The 16,063-nt window shown below is 71.2% G+C and carries 14 protein-coding genes and 1 riboswitch; of the genes, 7 read left to right on the forward strand and 7 right to left on the reverse strand.

The window, feature by feature from the left end:
• Nucleotides 1–74: 74 nt before the first annotated feature.
• Nucleotides 75–614: a TetR/AcrR family transcriptional regulator gene (locus tag FHS29_RS33255; protein WP_184698074.1), complete on the reverse strand. Its 540-nt coding sequence runs from the start codon at nucleotides 612–614 to the stop codon at nucleotides 75–77.
• Nucleotides 615–701: 87 nt separating this feature from the next.
• On the opposite strand from FHS29_RS33255, the gene FHS29_RS33260 reads away from it, so the two are divergent.
• Together FHS29_RS33260 and metE are read left to right on the forward strand one after the other, a co-directional pair.
• Nucleotides 702–1,916 (forward strand): FAD-dependent monooxygenase, encoded by a 1,215-nt coding sequence (locus FHS29_RS33260; RefSeq protein ID WP_184698077.1) that lies wholly within the window; start codon nucleotides 702–704, stop codon nucleotides 1,914–1,916.
• A 34-nt stretch (nucleotides 1,917–1,950) separates the two neighbouring features.
• Nucleotides 1,951–2,154: riboswitch (cobalamin riboswitch) on the forward strand.
• 115 nt (nucleotides 2,155–2,269) lie between these two features.
• A complete protein-coding gene (gene metE / locus FHS29_RS33265) occupies nucleotides 2,270–4,483 on the forward strand; it encodes a 5-methyltetrahydropteroyltriglutamate--homocysteine S-methyltransferase (RefSeq protein ID WP_184698081.1) in 2,214 nt (737 codons plus the stop codon).
• A 165-nt stretch (nucleotides 4,484–4,648) separates the two neighbouring features.
• On the opposite strand, the gene FHS29_RS33270 is transcribed toward metE, so the two are convergent.
• From FHS29_RS33270 to FHS29_RS33280, 4 genes are all read right to left on the reverse strand, one after another.
• Nucleotides 4,649–6,475 (reverse strand): DNA/RNA non-specific endonuclease, encoded by a 1,827-nt coding sequence (locus tag FHS29_RS33270; RefSeq protein ID WP_184698084.1) that lies wholly within the window; start codon nucleotides 6,473–6,475, stop codon nucleotides 4,649–4,651.
• Between the two features lie 239 nt (nucleotides 6,476–6,714).
• Nucleotides 6,715–7,110 carry a response regulator transcription factor gene (locus FHS29_RS38360; protein WP_312865209.1) on the reverse strand — a complete coding sequence of 132 codons (396 nt, stop codon included), beginning with the start codon at nucleotides 7,108–7,110 and terminating at the stop codon, nucleotides 6,715–6,717.
• On the reverse strand, nucleotides 7,104–7,352 hold the full coding sequence (locus FHS29_RS38365; RefSeq protein ID WP_312865210.1) for a response regulator: 249 nt from the start codon (nucleotides 7,350–7,352) through the stop codon (nucleotides 7,104–7,106). Before FHS29_RS38365 ends, FHS29_RS38360 begins: the two co-directional genes overlap by 7 nt.
• Nucleotides 7,349–8,419, reverse strand: coding sequence for a sensor histidine kinase (locus tag FHS29_RS33280; protein WP_184698088.1), 1,071 nt, complete (start codon nucleotides 8,417–8,419; stop codon nucleotides 7,349–7,351). Before FHS29_RS33280 ends, FHS29_RS38365 begins: the two co-directional genes overlap by 4 nt.
• Before the next feature lie 124 nt (nucleotides 8,420–8,543).
• Between FHS29_RS33280 and FHS29_RS33285 the strand changes: the two genes are divergently transcribed.
• The gene (locus FHS29_RS33285) at nucleotides 8,544–9,146 is read left to right on the forward strand and encodes a hypothetical protein (RefSeq protein WP_184698092.1); all 603 of its coding nucleotides are present in this window, start codon (nucleotides 8,544–8,546) and stop codon (nucleotides 9,144–9,146) included.
• Here FHS29_RS33285 and FHS29_RS33290 read toward each other — a convergent pair.
• A complete protein-coding gene (locus FHS29_RS33290) occupies nucleotides 9,065–9,544 on the reverse strand; it encodes a YybH family protein (RefSeq protein WP_184698097.1) in 480 nt (159 codons plus the stop codon). The two genes, FHS29_RS33285 and FHS29_RS33290, sit on opposite strands and share 82 nt — an antisense overlap.
• Before the next feature lie 238 nt (nucleotides 9,545–9,782).
• Between FHS29_RS33290 and FHS29_RS33295 the strand changes: the two genes are divergently transcribed.
• From FHS29_RS33295 to FHS29_RS33310, 4 genes are all read left to right on the forward strand, one after another.
• Complete coding sequence (locus FHS29_RS33295; RefSeq protein WP_184698100.1) at nucleotides 9,783–11,294, forward strand: alkaline phosphatase D family protein; 1,512 nt, start codon at nucleotides 9,783–9,785, stop codon at nucleotides 11,292–11,294.
• The gene (locus FHS29_RS33300) at nucleotides 11,291–12,484 is read left to right on the forward strand and encodes a hypothetical protein (RefSeq protein ID WP_184698103.1); all 1,194 of its coding nucleotides are present in this window, start codon (nucleotides 11,291–11,293) and stop codon (nucleotides 12,482–12,484) included. Before FHS29_RS33295 ends, FHS29_RS33300 begins: the two co-directional genes overlap by 4 nt.
• A 374-nt stretch (nucleotides 12,485–12,858) precedes the next feature.
• Nucleotides 12,859–13,893 carry a helix-turn-helix domain-containing protein gene (locus FHS29_RS33305; protein WP_184698105.1) on the forward strand — a complete coding sequence of 345 codons (1,035 nt, stop codon included), beginning with the start codon at nucleotides 12,859–12,861 and terminating at the stop codon, nucleotides 13,891–13,893.
• 204 nt (nucleotides 13,894–14,097) lie between these two features.
• The gene (locus FHS29_RS33310; protein WP_184698107.1) at nucleotides 14,098–15,171 is read left to right on the forward strand and encodes an epoxide hydrolase family protein; all 1,074 of its coding nucleotides are present in this window, start codon (nucleotides 14,098–14,100) and stop codon (nucleotides 15,169–15,171) included.
• A gap of 48 nt (nucleotides 15,172–15,219) precedes the next feature.
• Here FHS29_RS33310 and FHS29_RS33315 read toward each other — a convergent pair whose 3' ends face one another.
• Nucleotides 15,220–15,927, reverse strand: coding sequence for a hypothetical protein (locus FHS29_RS33315; RefSeq protein WP_184698110.1), 708 nt, complete (start codon nucleotides 15,925–15,927; stop codon nucleotides 15,220–15,222).
• Nucleotides 15,928–16,063 lie beyond the last annotated feature (136 nt).

The following is a 16,063-nucleotide window of genomic DNA, read 5'->3' on the forward strand; positions in this document are numbered from 1 at the left end:
TCCACCACGACGGCGAGCTGTCCACGGTGGACTTCACGTGAGCGGCGGGTCGGCCCACGCGACCGGCGTACGAGTCAGGGCGACACGCCGAGCGCGGCGCAAGCGGCAGCCACCCCGGCCGCGCGCAGCTCGTCGCGCGGCGCGTTCGGGAAGATCAGCACGCAGTCGGCCAGACCGCCCAGGGCGACCGTCGCCTTCGCCGCGTCGGCGAGCGACGGCTCCGGCCCGACCAGCAGCGCGCCCAGCCGCTCCCGCCACACGAACACCCGGTCGACGAGACCGAGTTCGTTCAGCGAGGTCAGCTCGTGGACGATCAGCGCCACCACCTCCCGGTGCCGGTGGTGGAGGTCGAAGTAGCCCTCCAGCAGGGCGCGGGGTGCCGGACCGGTGCGCTCCGCCTCGGCCACGAACTCCTCGCCGTCGTCGAACAGCGGCAGGACGACGCTGCGCACCAGGTCCTCGCGGGACGAGAAGTGGTAGTAGAGCGCGGGTTTGGTGATGCCGAGCCGGTCGGCGATCTCCTGGAGACTGGTGCGCTGCACCCCCTGCTTGAGGAACAGCTCGCGCGCGATGGCCTGCGCGCGGGCTTTCGTGTCGGACTTGACCCTGGACATTCCCGCAGCTTAGCGACTGAACGGTCGGTAAGCATTGCGCAACCCGCGGCCGTTCACTTACCATCCGGTAAGTAAGGAGGTAGTGACATGAAGATCCTGATCTCCGGCGCTAGCATCGCCGGTCCGGTGGCGGCCTACTGGCTGGCCCGGCACGGCTTCGAGGTGACGGTGGTCGAACGGACGCCGGCACTGCGCAAGACCGGTGGCCACGCCGTCGACCTGTTCCGGCCCGCGATGGACATCGCCGAACGGATGGGCGTGCTGCCGGCCCTGCTGGACCTCAAGACCGGCACCGACCGGATGACGATCCGGAGCCCCGGCGCCCGGCCGGTCGAGGTGGACCTGCGCCGCGTGTCCAGCGCGGTGTCCGACCGGCACATCGAGATCATGCGCGACGACCTGAGCGACGTCTTCTACGAGGCCACGCGCGGCGATGTCGAGTACGTGTTCGGCGACTCGATCACATCCATCTCGGCCGACGGCGAGGTGACGTTCGAACGGGGCGCGCCCCGCCGGTTCGACGTGGTGATCGGTGCGGACGGGCTGCACTCCAACGTGCGTCGACTGGTGTTCGGCGACGTGCGCGAGGATTTCATCGGCGCGTACCTGGCGGTGCAGTCGCTGCCGGGCGGCCTCGAGCGCGCGGAACACACCACCGCGTACGTCGAGCCCGGCCGGATCGCCGCCATGTACAGCGCGCGCAACCTGCCCGACGCACGGGCGGTGTTCCTGTTCCACAGCGGAAAACTGGACTACCACTACCGGGACGCGGTGCGTCAGAAGGAGTTGCTGCGCTCGGCGTTCACCGGGATGACCGAGGCCGAGCGCTGGCTGGACCACGACGGCGCGTTCTACTTCGACTCGGTCACCCAGCTGCGCATGGACACCTGGTCCCGGGGCCGGGTGGCGCTGGTCGGCGACGCGGGCCACTGCCCCGGTCCGGCGGTCGGCGGCAGCACCAGCCTCGCCGTCGTCGGCGCGTACACCCTCGCGGGCGAACTCGCGGCGGCGAACGGCGACCACGAACGCGCTTTCGCATCGTACGAAGCGGAACTCGGCGACTACGTCCGCCGCAGCCGGACGGCCGCGCGGGCCGCCGCGAAACGCATCGTGCCCGCCACCCCGCGGGACGTGTGGCTCCTGCGCAACGGGGCCAGGCTGGTGAGCCGCCTGCCCATGCCGCTCGCCCGAGCGCTGGCGAGGTTCAACCGCGACGGCATCAGCCTGCACGACACCGTGCCGCTCAAGGACTACCCGCCGGCCGCTCACGCTGCGGCAGCGCCACCCGACCCGGTGAGGTGATTCCCGCATCGTGAAACCCGTTCCCATGATCCGCTACGCTCGGCGGTGCTGGTGGTCCGCCCCGTTGCGACGGGGCGGGGCAAGAGGGAACCCCGGTGTGAGTCCGGGACTGCCCCGCAGCGGTGAGTGGGAACGAAAGCCGTAGTCACAAGCACTGGAAGCCTCCGGGAAGCCACGGCCGGTAGGAACGGGAACGACGCCCACGAGTCCGAAGACCTGCCATCGGCCCGCGCACCGACCGGTGCGCGGCGGTCCGGGGCCTCTCGGGTGGGCTTGGCGGATGCGGCACCCGTGCCGCCCGCGAAGCGTGCCCGCGTTCCGGACCGGTCCGCACGCTCGCGAGGAGAGAGCTTGTGACCACCACCATCGGCGCCACCGTGCTCGGCTATCCCCGGATCGGCCCGCGCCGGGAGTTGAAGCGCGCGGTCGAGCGGTACTGGTCGGGCGCCATCGACGCACCCGCCCTGCACGCCGTCGGCGCGGAACTGCGTGCCGCGACCTGGCTGGACCTGCGTGACGCCGGGTTGGACTCGGTGCCCGGCAACACGTTCTCGTACTACGACCAGGTGTTGGACACCGCCGTGCTGTTCGACGCCGTGCCGCAGCGGTTCCGCGCGCTGGGCCTGTCCGAAGTGGACACCTATTTCGCCATGGCCCGCGGCCACGACCACGCTCCCCCGCTGGAGCTGACCAAGTGGTTCGACACCAACTACCACTACCTGGTGCCGGAACTCGGCCCGGACACGGAGTTCCGGCTGGTGGGGGACAAGCCGGTGGCCGAGTACCGGGAAGCGCGGGCGCTGGGCGTGACCACTCGGCCGGTGCTGCTCGGGCCGGTGACGTTCCTGCTGCTGGCCAAGGGCGACCGCCGGCTCGACCTGCTGGACCGGTTGCTGGACTGCTACGCCGAGCTGCTGCGGACGCTGGCCGCCGAGGGCGTCGAGTGGGTGCAGCTGGACGAGCCCGCGTTCGTCGGCGACCGTTCGCCGGACGACCTGGCCGCGCTGCGACGTGCCCACGAACGGCTGGGAGCCCTCACGGACCGGCCGAAGCTGCTGGTCACCGGCTACTACGGCGACCTCGGGCCGGCGTTGGACGTGCTCGCGTCCACCCCGGTGGAGGCCATCGCGGTGGACCTGGTCGCGGGCCCGGTGCCGGCGCTGCACTCCCTGCGGGACAAGACGGTCGTGGCCGGTGTGGTGGACGGGCGCAACGTCTGGCGGACGGACGTCCCGGCGGCCGTGGCGAAGGCCGCGATGCTGCTGGGCACGGCGGGTGAGGTGGCCGTGTCGACGTCGTCCACGCTCCTGCACGTGCCCTACGACCTGGACGCGGAGAGGTCGCTGGAGCCCGGGGTGCGCGAGCGGTTGGCGTTCGCGCGGCAGAAGGTGCGGGAGGTCGTGCACATCGCCCAGGCCCTGCGCGGCGCGGTCGACGCAGGTCGGGCGCTCGGCGTGACACCCCGCCGGGACGACCACGTGCGGGCGCGGATCGCCTCGCTGCGACCTGCGCACCGGGAGCGGGCCCCGTACGCCGAACGTGCCGCCGCGCAGCAGGCACGGCTCGGCCTGCCGCCACTGGCCACCACGACCATCGGGTCGTTCCCGCAGACGTCCGCGATCCGCACCGCGCGGGCCGACGTGCGGACGGGACGGCTGGACGAGGCCGGATACGTGGCGCGGATGCGCGAGGAGATCGGACGGGTCATCGCGTTGCAGGAGGACATCGGGCTGGACGTGCTGGTGCACGGCGAACCCGAGCGCAACGACATGGTGCAGTACTTCGCCGAACACCTGGACGGCTTCGCCACCACCGAGGCCGGCTGGGTGCAGTCCTACGGCTCGCGGTGCGTGCGCCCGCCGATCCTGCACGGCGACGTGTCCCGGCCCGCACCCATCACCGTGCCGTGGAGTTCGTACGCGCAGTCCCTCACCGACCGTCCCGTCAAGGGAATGCTGACCGGGCCGGTGACCATCCTGGCGTGGTCGTTCGTGCGCGACGACCAGCCGTTGGCGGAGACGGCGGCGCAGGTGGCGCTGGCGCTGCGGGACGAGATCCGCGACCTGGAGGCCGCCGGCGTCCGGATCGTCCAGGTCGACGAGCCCGCGCTGCGGGAACTGCTGCCGCTGCGGGCGGACGACCACGCGGCCTACCTGGAGTGGGCGGTCGGGGCGTTCCGGCTGGCCACGGCGGGCGCGTCACCGGCCACCCAGATCCACACGCACCTGTGCTACTCGGAGTTCGGCGAGGTGATCGACGCGATCGACGGCCTGGACGCGGACGTGACCACGATCGAGGCGGCACGGTCGAAGATGGAGATCCTGGACGACCTGAGGTCGACCGGCTTCGGCCGTGGCGTGGGGCCGGGCGTGTACGACATCCACTCCCCACGCGTGCCCGACGCCGATGAGGTGGTGTCACTGCTGACAGCGGCCGTGCGGGCGGTGCCGGGTTCGCGGCTGTGGGTGAACCCGGACTGCGGGCTGAAGACGCGCGGTTACGCCGAGGTCGAGCCCGCCTTGCGCAACCTCGTGACGGCGACCAAGCAGGTCCGCGCCTCGCTGTAGCGGGTCGAAGCCGCGTTGTCGGCAGCCGCAGACCGCGCGATCCGCGCTGTCGCGGCTTCCGGCAACGCGGTGGGCCGGCTTCGAGGCGTTTCGGGATCGTGCCCGCAACGGGTGCGCTCCGGAACCGGGCAGTCGGGGATGCGGTAGCCGGGCGTCAGCGTGGGTTCACCACTGGATGGACTCCAGGGCGTCCAACGGCTGCCGCTCGTCCAGCGACTCCGGCACCCCTGACGTGTCGGCGGCCCGCAACGACTTCGGGAACGTGAAGCCGCACCGCTGTTCGACGTCCGCCAGCTTCACCTGGAACACCCGGAACTCGTCGAGTTCCAGCGCCTCCAACTGGTTCAGGTTCTGGGTCAGCAGGAACGCCCGCGCCTTGAGCACGCCCTGCTCCACGAACGCGACGACCTTCCAGTACTCGCGCGGCAGCCGGACGCCCCGGAACACCCGGTCGTCGGCCTGGAACACCGGTCCGCCGTAGACGCTGACCCGCATGTCGTCCACGTCGACGTCGGACATCACCGCGTCCTCCAGCCTGCCCCACACGCCGTTGCGCATGCTCTGGTTGAAGTCGTCCATCTGGGGCGTGATGTTGGTGAAGAAGAACGAGTCCACATTGGCCTGTTCCGCCTCGGTCTTGCTGCCCCACAACAGGTCCGCGCGCCGCGCCACGTGGCCTCGGTCGAGCCGGTTGCCCTTGTAGAGCTCGTCGCCGACCTGGAACCCGGCCGGGATGCGCGAGTCCAGGATGAACGGGATCCCGCTGCGGTTCAGCGCCTTCAGCGTCTTGCCGTCGATGTTCCAGGCCACCCAGATCGCGAACCGCCGCGACTTGCTCTGCGCGAGCGAGAAGTGCGTGTAGTCCACGACCTCGGAGCCGCCGACCACCACCGCGTCCGCCTCGGCCGCCGCACCCAGCACCGGCAGGCCGACGTCGACGCCGAGGAAGTCCGCCGCGAAGCCCTTCTTGGGCAACGCTTCCGGCTTCGGTGCCCTGATGGTGACGCCGAGCTTCTCGAACACCGACTGCGGCAGGCACGCGAGCGCGTGCTCGTCGCTGTTGCCGCCCGCCTCGCCGCCGAAGTGCAGGCCCGCCATGGTCTTGGTGGTCTTGCCGTTGGCGGCCTTGAACATCCACGCCGAGCCCGAGTCGCCGCCCATGCTGATCTCGCCACCGGTCGCCGGACGCGCCGGGTCGGGTCCGATCTCGAAGCAGCCGATCTCCTTGGCACCCGTCGAGCCGCCGTAGTCCAGCTTCACGATGGTGTCGATGCGGCGCACGATCCCGTGCGTCACGCCGGTGGTCCGACCGCTCTTGACGACCTTGTCCCCCAGCTCCGGCTCACCGATCTTGTCCACGCACACACCGAGTTCGAGGATTTCACCGACGAACCCCCGGTCCTCGACCGTGGCGATCGCGCAGTCGCCGGCCGCGCCCAGGTGCGAGCGGACGAGCCTGCCCACCCGGTTGCGGTCGACGCGGTTGTCGTCGTGCGAGCCGGGTTGCACGACGGTGTCGCCCAACGCCCCGTCGGGACCGTGCAGGACGTGCCAGTTGGACAGGATGTACGGCGTGCCGTCGGCCCGGTCGTAGACGATGCAGCCGACGGTGCCCGCGGGCACCTTCACGTGACCCACGCTGGCGCCCGGCGCGATCGGGTCGAGGCGGGTTTTGCGATCACCGGAGGCCCGCTCCGACACCACCTGGAAGTTCGTCTTGTAGTCGCGTTCCAGCACGTCGGTCGGCACTTCGACGCCGTCCACGGTGATCGTCTCCGGCAGCAGCGCGGTACCCAGCGCACCCAGCGCCTCGGGCTCCGCCTTCTGCTTCACGGTGAACTGGATGGCGATCCGATCCGTCGGCTGGCCGTCCTCGACCTTGTAGCCGATGCCGATCGACGACACGTTGCCGTCCCTCAGGAAGTCGGCGCCCTTGGTGCGCACGAACCGTCTGAGTGAAGCCGTCAACGCTTCGTTCTTCTTCTTGGCCATGACACCCGTCCCCCTGTTCGCGCACGTCGGTGGCCTTGCTGTCGACGGACCGCGAAGCGTCGTTAGCCGTACGACAGCCGGTTCACCCGTCCAGCCCAGTACCGTCCGCCGAACGCCGTTTCGATCAAGCTTTCACAAGGCAGACAACGAGGACGTCAACACCGCGCGACCTGCCGCTGAACGACCGACGAAGCCGCGTGCCCTTCGCCGAGCCCGAGCCCTTGCCTCCCGGGTTGCACCTAGGCCAGGCCGTGGTCCCGGGCATACATCGCGGCTTGGGTGCGGTCGCGTAGGCCCAGGCGGTTGAGGATGCGGGAGATGTGGTTCTTCACGGTGCCTTCGCTGACGTAGAGCCTGCGGGCGATCTCACGGTTCGTGCTGCCGGTGGCAACGAAGCGGAGCACCTCGACTTCGCGCTCCGTGAGCGAATGGTCGCTTGGTGGTGTGCCCGCTCCGCGCGCCAAGGCTGTCGCGAGTCGCGCTGCCGCTGCGGGGTCGAACTGGGCGATGCCCTCGTGTGCCAGGCGGACCGCTGCGGCCAGTTCGCGGGCGGGTCGGTCCTTGAGCAGGTAGCCGACGGCGCCACCGCGCAGCGCCCGCACGACGTACTCCTCGTCGTCGAAGGTGGTCAGCATGACCACTCGACAGGACGGGGTCGGGTTCGAAGTGCGGCCAGTGCGTCGATGCCGTTCATCACCGGCATCCGGACGTCCATCAGCACCACGTCCGGGTTCAGTTCCATCGCCCTGTCCACCGCTTGCCGACCGTCGCCGGCGGTGCCGACGACTGCGATACCGGGCTGGATGTCCAGCAGCGATGCGATGCTCTCCCGGATCAGTTGCTGGTCGTCCACCACCAGCACGCGCACGTCCGTCACGACGTCCGCCGGGGAACGGTCACCACGAGGCGGGTTCCCGCATCGGGCGCACTGTGCACTTCCACCGCCCCACCGACCTGGGCCACCCGTTCCCTCATGCCCAGCAACCCGAACCCTTCTCCACCATCGAACCCCCGGCCGTCGTCGGCCACCACGAGCCGGAGGTCGACCTCTCCACAGTGGACGTTCACCGACACGGCGGACGCGTTGGCGTGTCGCAGGACGTTGGTGATGCCCTCCTGCGCCGCCCGGTACACGGCCAGCAGCACGGCAGGGTCGTAGTCGCCCTCGTCACCGGCGCAGTCCAGCGTCACCTTGAGCCCGCTGGTCAGCTCCCCCAACGCCGACGACAGCCGGAACGGCTCGCGCAGGGTCCGCACCGACCGCCGCACGTCCTCCAAAGCCCGTCGAGCCGACTCGTGGGCGTCGGCCACGGCCTGGTCGGCGACGGCGGGATCGCGGTCGCGGAAGGCGGAGGCCTTCTCCAGCAGCACGGAGACAGCGGTCAGGTGGTGGCCCAGGCCGTCGTGGATGTCGCGCGCCACCCGGTTGCGCTCGGCGGCGGCGGACAGTTCGGCCAGCTTCGCCCGGCCGCGCTGCTCCTCCACCGCGACCGCCGCCATCGCGACGGTCAGCACCAGTCCCACGGCGAACATCAGGAGGTCGGACACCTGCTCCACCTGGCGCGTCCAGCCGGGCACGGTGACCTGGAACGTGATCACCACCAGGGCGACGCAGACCAGCCCGAGCGCGATCGCGACCAGCCGGCCGAACACGAAGTACGCGCCGAACGGCAGCAGCAGGAACAGCACGCGGGACATGCCGGAACCGTCGGCGGCGGCCACCACGACGACCAGCGCCGCCCGGACCACGAGCAGCGCCACGGCGGGTGTGGGCGGCGTCCGCTCCGGGTGTCGGCGACGCTCGAACACGTCCACCAGGGCCAGCACGACCAGACCCGCCACGAACTCCGGGCGCACCACGCCCAGTCCCGCCATGCCCGCGTAGCAGCCGACGACCAGCACAACCCCGTAGAGCAGCGGGGACAACCACGGGACCGGGCGCACCACCGCAGGCTACTGCCGGTCGGACGGCAGACCGGGGTGCCGGTCGGCACGTGCCCACCGGCACCCCCGGCTCCGGTCGCTCGGCACTGCCGGCCGGCCGCTGCCCGTTCCTAGCGTTGCGGCCATGACCTTCCTGCTGCGCTTCGGCGCCGTGTTCGGCGTCCTGTCCGGAGTCCTGATCGTGGTGACCGGGGCCGCCGAGGCGTTCCTCGGCGAAACCCTGCCCACCAGCCTGGTGATCGGCTTGTCACCGGCGCTCGCCCTGCCGCTGATCACCGCGCTCCAGCTCACCCAGCTGCACCGGGCCGACCGGTTCACGTCGATCGCGTTCGCGGTCAACGTGGTCGGCCTCGGCCTGTTCGGCGGGGCGGCTTACGCGCTGAACATCGTGCTGTTCCCGCTCGACGTCACACCCACCCCGTCGACCGGGGTCGTGCTGCTGGCGAGCGCTCTGGTGTTCGCCGTCGGCACCGCGCTGTTCGCCGCCGCGATGCTGCGCGCGAAGGTGCACCCGCGCGTGGCGGTGTGGATCTACGCCGTCGCGCTGCCCGTGCTCGCCATCGCCGCCCGACTGCCCGACTCGCCGGTGACCAGCGGAGTCCACGTGCTGGCGGGCGGCTCGCTGATCTGGCTGGCGGTGTCGGTCTACTCGCTGAACGCCGTCACGTCGTCCATCGCCGCGCCCGAGGCGAAGACCTCCTCGGTCGCGCCCTCCTCGTCGTCGTAGTCGACCACGATCCGCCACCGGCCGTCGATCCTGCGGCAGAACACGTGGAACCTGCCGTAGAAGACCTTCGGCGCGCCGGCGCGGACCGCGTCGATCCGGTAGATCCCGCGCTCACTGGCCGCGTCGCCGTCGGCGAGGCGCTCCAGGAACCGGAACGCGATGCCGAGCGAGTCCCCGCTCGCGGCCACGCGCGCGAACCACTCCGCGATCTCGGTGGCGTACTCCGCACGGCCCCTGACCCGCTTCGCCGCACCCTCGGCGCGGATCAGGTCGGGGCCGTGCACCGCCATGAACCCGGCGGCGTCAAGCCTGCCGTAGGCGCTCCGGAACGGCTCCCACACGTCGTGGTTCAGTCCGCGGAGCGAGGTGGCCGTGGCCACTTCCCGATTCTCCCCCATGACCCTCGGAGGCTAGCCGGCACGAGGCGATGAGGTAACCGAAATACTCCAGGCCCACCTTCGCCGGGGGTGCGCGTGTGAGTGGGGTTTCCCCACGGACACCGATTCGACATCCGGGTGTACACGTCGGGGATGGCCGGCGATCACCTTCACGGTGTACGCATCTATGGATGCGCGGAGTAGCCGTCGTCGTGGTCACTCTTCTGTGCGTTGTCCTGAGAAGGAGGCACAACTCCCCATGTCCCCACTGACACGGCGGACCCTGATCGCCGGCGGCATCGCCGGTGCCGGCGTCACGGTCCTCGCCCCTTCGTCCGCAAGCGCCATCGCCTACCCGTTCACACTCGGCGTGGCGTCCGGTGAGCCCGCACCGGACGGCTTCGTCATCTGGACGCGCCTCGCGCCGAGCCCGCTCAACCCCGACGGCCTCGGTGGCATGTCGAGCGCACCGGTCGGCGTGGAGTGGCAGGTCGCCACCGACCAGAGGTTCACGCAGGTGGTGAAGTCCGGCACGTTCAGCGCCAACCAGACCTGGGCGCACAGCGTGCACGTCGAAGTCACCGGGCTCCTGGCAGGACGCGAGTACTACTACCGGTTCCGCGCCTCGGGCTTCATCTCCCCGGTCGGCCGTGCGGTGACCGCGCCCGCGCCCGGCACCTCGCCGGCGCTGACCATGCTGTTCACCTCGTGCTCGCACTACGAGGCCGGGTACTTCACCGCGTACCGGCGGATGGCCGAGGAGAACCCGCACCTCATCCTGCACCTGGGCGACTACATCTACGAAGGCGCGGCGTCCACGACGAACGTGCGCAAGCACACGCCGGCCGTGGAGATCTCCGGGCTCGCCGACTACCGGGTGCGGCACGCGCAGTACAAGACGGACCCGGACCTCCAGGCCGCGCACGCCGTCGCGCCTTGGCTGCTCGTATGGGACGACCACGAGGTCGAGAACAACTACGCCAACCTCATCCGCAACGACGGCTCCCCGGCAGGTGACTTCAAAGCCCGCCGCGCGGCGGCGTACAAGGCGTACTACGAACACATGCCCCTGCGGTCCGCGCAGGCCCCGGTGGCGGAGAACATGCAGCTGTACCGGCGGGTGCGGTGGGGCAGCCTGGCCACCTTCCACATGCTCGACACCCGGCAGTACCGCAACGACCAGGCGTGCGGCGACGGCACGAAGGTGTGCCCGGAGGCCGACGACCCCGCCCGCACGCTCACCGGCACCGGGCAGGAGACGTGGCTGCTGGACGGGATGCGGCAGAAGGCAGGCACCTGGGACTTCCTGGGCCAGCAGGTGTTCTTCGCGCAGAAGCTGGCGTCGGCGGACGGTGCGAAGTCGATGGACTCCTGGGACGGCTACAGCGCCAACCGCGACCGGCTCCAGCGCGGCTGGGACGCTGCGGGGTTGCGGAACACCGTAGTGCTGACCGGTGACGTGCACCGGTCGTGGGCGAGCAACCTGATGCTGGACTACAAGACCCAGGACCGCATCGTCGGCACGGAGCTGGTCACCACGTCGGTCACCTCCGGTGGTGACGGCAACGCGGCCGACAACGGTCTGTCGAGCCTCAACCCGCACGTGAAGTTCTACAAGAACCTGCGCGGCTACGTCCGCACCCTCACCACACCGGGCCAGGTGGCGGTCGACTTCCGCTTCGTGGACCGGGTGACCACGCGCGACTACCCGGTCAAGACGTTGCAGAGCTACATCATCCAGGCCGGCAACCCCGGATTGCAGGTGCCATGAAGAAGATCCTCGCCCTGACCGCCGTGCTCGTCCTGGTGTGCACGGGTACCGCGTCCGCCGCCGTCACGTGGACGACGGCGAACTCCACCGCGACCGGAGACCAGGACAACGCCGCCGTTTCGACCGTGCGCAACGGGTACACGGCCGTGGTGTGGGAGGACGACCGCGACTCGGCGACTCCGGCCGACCCCGTGCACAGCGACGTTTGGATCAGGTTGTTCAAGGACGGCGTGTCGCGGTACGAGAAGAAGCTGTCCGCAGGCGGCACGGGTGACTGGCGGCACGTGCAGCCCGACGTGTCGCTGCACGACGACGGCAGCGCGGTCGTGGTTTGGTCGGAAGACCCGGACGGCAACGGTTTCTACAACATCGCCGTACGGGTGGTGCGGACCGACGGCACGATCGCCGGTTCCGCGACCGCCAACGCCTCGTCCGACGGCCAACAGAGCGTCCCAGCGGTGGCCGCCGACCCGGACACGGCCGGGTTCGCGGTGACCTGGGAGGACAAGCAGTCCACCACCGAACCAACCGTCCGGGTGGCGGGTTTCGCGTCCGTGTCGTCGAAGACGTACGAGGCGCAGGTGCACACGGCCGGCGGCACGCACCAGCGCCCGGACGTCGCGATGGGCGCGGCGGGCAACGCGATCGTGGTGTGGGACGAGGATGGCGACGGCAACGGCTTCTTCAACGTGGCACGCAAGATCCTCACCCCGTCCGGTGGGGTGAAGCTGGCGCAGGGAGCGGTGAACGTCAGCGGTGGCGGGCAGCAGCGGCACGCTTCCGTGGCGGCGAACTTCAACGGCGACTTCGCGGTTTCCTGGGAGAGCGACCACACCGGAACGTTGCAGACCGCCGTCCGCTCCTTCAACGCGGCCGGCACGGCACAGTCCACTGTGGATACTCTGGTCGACGGGACCGATCCGCAGATCGGCATCGACGACCAGCGCGGCGTCGTGGTCACCTCGGTGGTCGCGTCCGACGTGCACACGCAGGGCCTCAACCCGGACGGTTCGGTCACGGGCCGGCTCCCCCGCCAGGCCACCGACCAGACCGTGACGGGACGGCAGGACGAGCCCGCGATCGGTGTGGACGCGTGGGGTCTGATCACCGTCGCGTACACGGATGACAACGACGGCAACGGCTTCGACCAGGTCTACCTCGGCACCGGGTGGCAGAACAGCTCCTGGTGACGTCGGGGCGCGGCGCGTTCTCCCGGAACGCGCCGCGTCACCCGTCCACCGCCACCATCGACATGCCCTCCGGCTCCCGCGCCATCCAGACTGCCCGCCATCCGGGCCGTCTGCGCCACCGACGGCGGCGACCAGGAGGCGGCGCGGCGCAGCGGCCGGTCCCCGACGAACAGCTTGTCCCTGACCCGCCAGGCCGTCCGCCGTCGCGCGCTCGGTGACTTCGGGCAGCGCCGTGGCGAGCCGTCGCACGTCGTCCCGGGTGGCCATGCCGAACGCCGGCCCGGTTGCGTGTTTGTGCAACGCACCCGTGGCCCTTGCCCGCCGGAGCGGTCGCGAGGTTGGGTGTCGGTGTCGGACGAAGGGGGAGACAGGGCATGGCGGCGAGGCACGCGGGGCTGCCCCACGGTGCGGCGATCCCGACGCTGGTGCGCTGGGGGCTGTCGCCGGACGCCGACCTCGTCTACCGGACGCTGGCCACGTTCGGGCCCCGCGCCCTCCCCGTGCTCGCGTCGGACCTGGGGCTGCCGCCGCGCCGGGTGGGCGTCGCGCTGGAGGAGCTGGCCGCCGTCCGGGCGGTCGTCGTGCCGGGCCGGTCGCACGAGGTGTGGGCGCCCGCGCCACCCGCCACCGTGCTCGCCGAGGTGCGCCGGCGCCGGCCCAGGGTGGTCGACCTGGACGAGTACGCCCGACGTCACCGGGCGGTGGTCGGGGCGGTGCTGCCGCAGGTCGGGGGCCTGCGCGCGAACCACCTCGCGGACCGTGCGACGACCCGGCAGCGGATCGCCGAGCTGATCGCGGTGGAGCGCCGCGAGCACCTGTCGGTCAACCCGGAGCGGTCCTTCGCGCCCGACGCGGCCCGCGCCGCGCTGCCGTTGGACCGCCGACTGCTGGCCCGCGGCGTGCGGGTGCGCACGTGCGGCGTGCCGCCGTCGGACGGCGACGCGAGCTGCGCGGCGGCCCGCGAGCTGGCCACCCTGGGCTGGGACTACCGGGAGCGCCCGGACGTGCCGCTGAAGCTGATGGTGTTCGACCGGCGGGTGGCGCTGCTGCCCGCCGATCCGCTCGACCTGGAGGCGGGTGCGTTCGAGATCGACGAGCCCGCCGTGGTGGGTGCCTTCATCGCCCTGTTCGAACAGCTGTGGTCCACAGCCAGAGACCCGCGGAGGGGCGGCGTGCCACCGATCGCGCTCACGCCCAGGGAGCAGGCGGTGCTCGCCTTGCTCGCCGAGGGGCACACCGACTCGTCGGCCGCGCAGCAGCTCGGGATCAGCCGGCGCACCATCGCCTACACGATGCGCACGCTGATGGACCGGGTCGGCGTGGAGAACCGGTTCCAGCTCGGCTTGGCGCTGGGCGCCACCCGTGTCGTGGCGCCGCTGTCCGAAGCGCCGCAAGGGGATGACGGGTGACGCGGCGCGCCCCGCGCGAACCCGCGGCGCTCCGGTGACGGGCGTCGGACGAGCTGTCGAGGGGTCGGCTCGTCCGTCGCCACCGGAAGGCCGCTGAGCGCGGTCGCGGGCGTTGCGGGAGCACTGCCCGAGTAATCGTTGGTGCAACCAACGAGTGGGTGTATCGTTGGCCGTGCCAACATTGGTGAGACCAACGGAGTGACCATGATCGAGCCGTTCAAGCTGGACGTCCCGCAGGCCGACCTGGACGACCTGCGCGACCGCCTGGCCCGCACCCGCTGGCCGGACGAGCTGCCCGACGCGGGCCGCGACTACGGCTTCCCGCTCGGCCGGACCCGTGAGCTGGTGGCGCGGTGGCAGGCGTTCGACTGGCGGGCGCAGGAGGCGGCGCTCAACGCGTGGCCGCAGTTCACCACCGTGGTCGACGGGCAGCGGGTGCACTTCCTGCACGTCCGGTCACCCCGCGAGGACGCCCTGCCGCTCGTGCTGACCCACGGCTGGCCGGGTTCCGTGCTGGACTTCCTGGACGTCGCCGAGCCGCTGTCCCGGGACTTCCACCTGGTGATCCCGTCCATCCCGGGCTCCGGTCCGTCCGGCCCGACCCGGGACCGGGGCTGGGACGTCGACCGGGTGGCCCGCGCCTGGGCGGTGCTGATGGGCCGCCTGGGCTACCGGCGGTACGGCGCGCAGGGCGGCGACTGGGGCTCGGGCATCTCGCGCGCGCTGGGTGCGGTCGCACCGGACGAGGTGGTCGGCGTGCACCTGAACTACGTGCCCACTCCCCCGCCGCCGAGCACCGACGGGTTGTCCGACACGGACCTGGACCGGGTGGGCAGGATCAGGCGCTTCCTGGCCCAACGGCCCGGCTACCAGGTGATGCACGCGACCCGGCCGCAGACCGTGGCGTACGGGTTGACCGACTCGCCGGTCGGGCTGCTGGGCTGGGTGGGCGACAAGTTCACCGAGTGGCTGGACCCCGCGTCGGACGTGGACGACGACAAGCTGCTCGCCACCGTGTCGCTGTACTGGCTGACCGGCACGGCGGGGTCGGCGCTCAGGATCACCCGCGAGACCGCCGGCGGCGCCACCCCGTGCCCCGTGCCGGTGGGCGTGGCGGTGTTCGCGCGGGACATCATCCTGCCGGTGCGCGGGGTGGTGGAGAAGCTGTACGACGTGCGTCGGTGGACGGAGTTCGACCGGGGCGGCCACTTCCCGGCGCTGGAGACCCCGGAGCTGCTGGTGGAGGACGTCCGCGCGTTCTTCGCCGACCTCCGGTGACGTCGGACTCCCAGCGGACCGGGTGGAGGCCTGGGGGCCTTCCCAGGTCTAGGGCTTCTTCCACACGACGACATCCAGCGTCAGCTTCCCGGGGTCGCCGCCCTTGTCGCGGATGACGATCCGCGCGACCGCACCGCCGGTCGTCTTCACGCAGAACGCCGCGCCGACGTCGAGATCATCCGCCGGGATGTCGTCGTCGTACCCGGCTGTCGCACAGGTGGTCGGGGTCGCGTCCGGCTTGACGGGTGCGATCTCTTCGGACGTCCACAGGTAGCCGCCGTCGTAGCGGAGGTCGTACTTGCCGGGAACCGCCTCCCGGTCGGCATCCCAGTCCGGTTCCCGGGAGTCCAGGTCCACGGCGTGGTCGTCGGTCAGCTGGAGCGGGGTCGGACCGCTCTCCCGGCCGATGACGGGGGCGGCGGGTGCGGTCGTCGCGGTCGGCTGGACGACGGGGCCGGAGAGCTCCGCCGCGCGCGTGGTCCCGCCGACCGTCGGGCTGCCCGCGTCGGGCGGTGTGTCCGCCGGCGAACGGCTGACCACGGCGGTGATCGTCACCGCGCCCGCGACGATGCCGATGACCGCCAGGAACACCCACTTGTCGACGGGTCCGCCCCGACTCGTGATCAACTGCACCGTGCCCAGGAGCAGTGCGACCGCGCCGACGACCACCACGATGTTCCGCGTCGATCCCGCGAGCACCGCCAGCACCGCCGCCACGTCTGCCACGATCCCGATCAACCACAGCCGCTGCGACACCGGCCTGTGCTCCGGTCCAGCCGGCCCCGGCGAGCCCTGCCGCGGTTGTGCCGGCCGACTGTGCTGCCACTGTCCCGGTGCGCCCTGCTGCGGTCGCCCAGGTCGACTCGTCACCCGTTCCTCCTGCACCTGCTGA

This window comes from Saccharothrix tamanrassetensis (assembly GCF_014203665.1).
Lineage (GTDB): Bacteria > Actinomycetota > Actinomycetes > Mycobacteriales > Pseudonocardiaceae > Actinosynnema > Actinosynnema tamanrassetense.

Excerpts from the sequence above, each read along its gene's own strand:
- FHS29_RS33310 (WP_184698107.1), top strand. The coding sequence starts at position 14,098 with ATGATCGAGCCGTTCAAGCTGGACGTCCCGCAGGCCGACCTGGACGAC.
- FHS29_RS33285 (WP_184698092.1), top strand. The coding sequence starts at position 8,544 with ATGACCTTCCTGCTGCGCTTCGGCGCCGTGTTCGGCGTCCTGTCCGGA.
- FHS29_RS33260 (WP_184698077.1), top strand. The coding sequence starts at position 702 with ATGAAGATCCTGATCTCCGGCGCTAGCATCGCCGGTCCGGTGGCGGCC.
- FHS29_RS38360 (WP_312865209.1), bottom strand. The coding sequence starts at position 7,110 with ATGCTGACCACCTTCGACGACGAGGAGTACGTCGTGCGGGCGCTGCGC.
- FHS29_RS33300 (WP_184698103.1), top strand. The coding sequence starts at position 11,291 with ATGAAGAAGATCCTCGCCCTGACCGCCGTGCTCGTCCTGGTGTGCACG.
- FHS29_RS33270 (WP_184698084.1), bottom strand. The coding sequence starts at position 6,475 with ATGGCCAAGAAGAAGAACGAAGCGTTGACGGCTTCACTCAGACGGTTC.
- FHS29_RS33295 (WP_184698100.1), top strand. The coding sequence starts at position 9,783 with ATGTCCCCACTGACACGGCGGACCCTGATCGCCGGCGGCATCGCCGGT.
- FHS29_RS33255 (WP_184698074.1), bottom strand. The coding sequence starts at position 614 with ATGTCCAGGGTCAAGTCCGACACGAAAGCCCGCGCGCAGGCCATCGCG.
- FHS29_RS33290 (WP_184698097.1), bottom strand. The coding sequence starts at position 9,544 with ATGGGGGAGAATCGGGAAGTGGCCACGGCCACCTCGCTCCGCGGACTG.
- FHS29_RS33305 (WP_184698105.1), top strand. The coding sequence starts at position 12,859 with ATGGCGGCGAGGCACGCGGGGCTGCCCCACGGTGCGGCGATCCCGACG.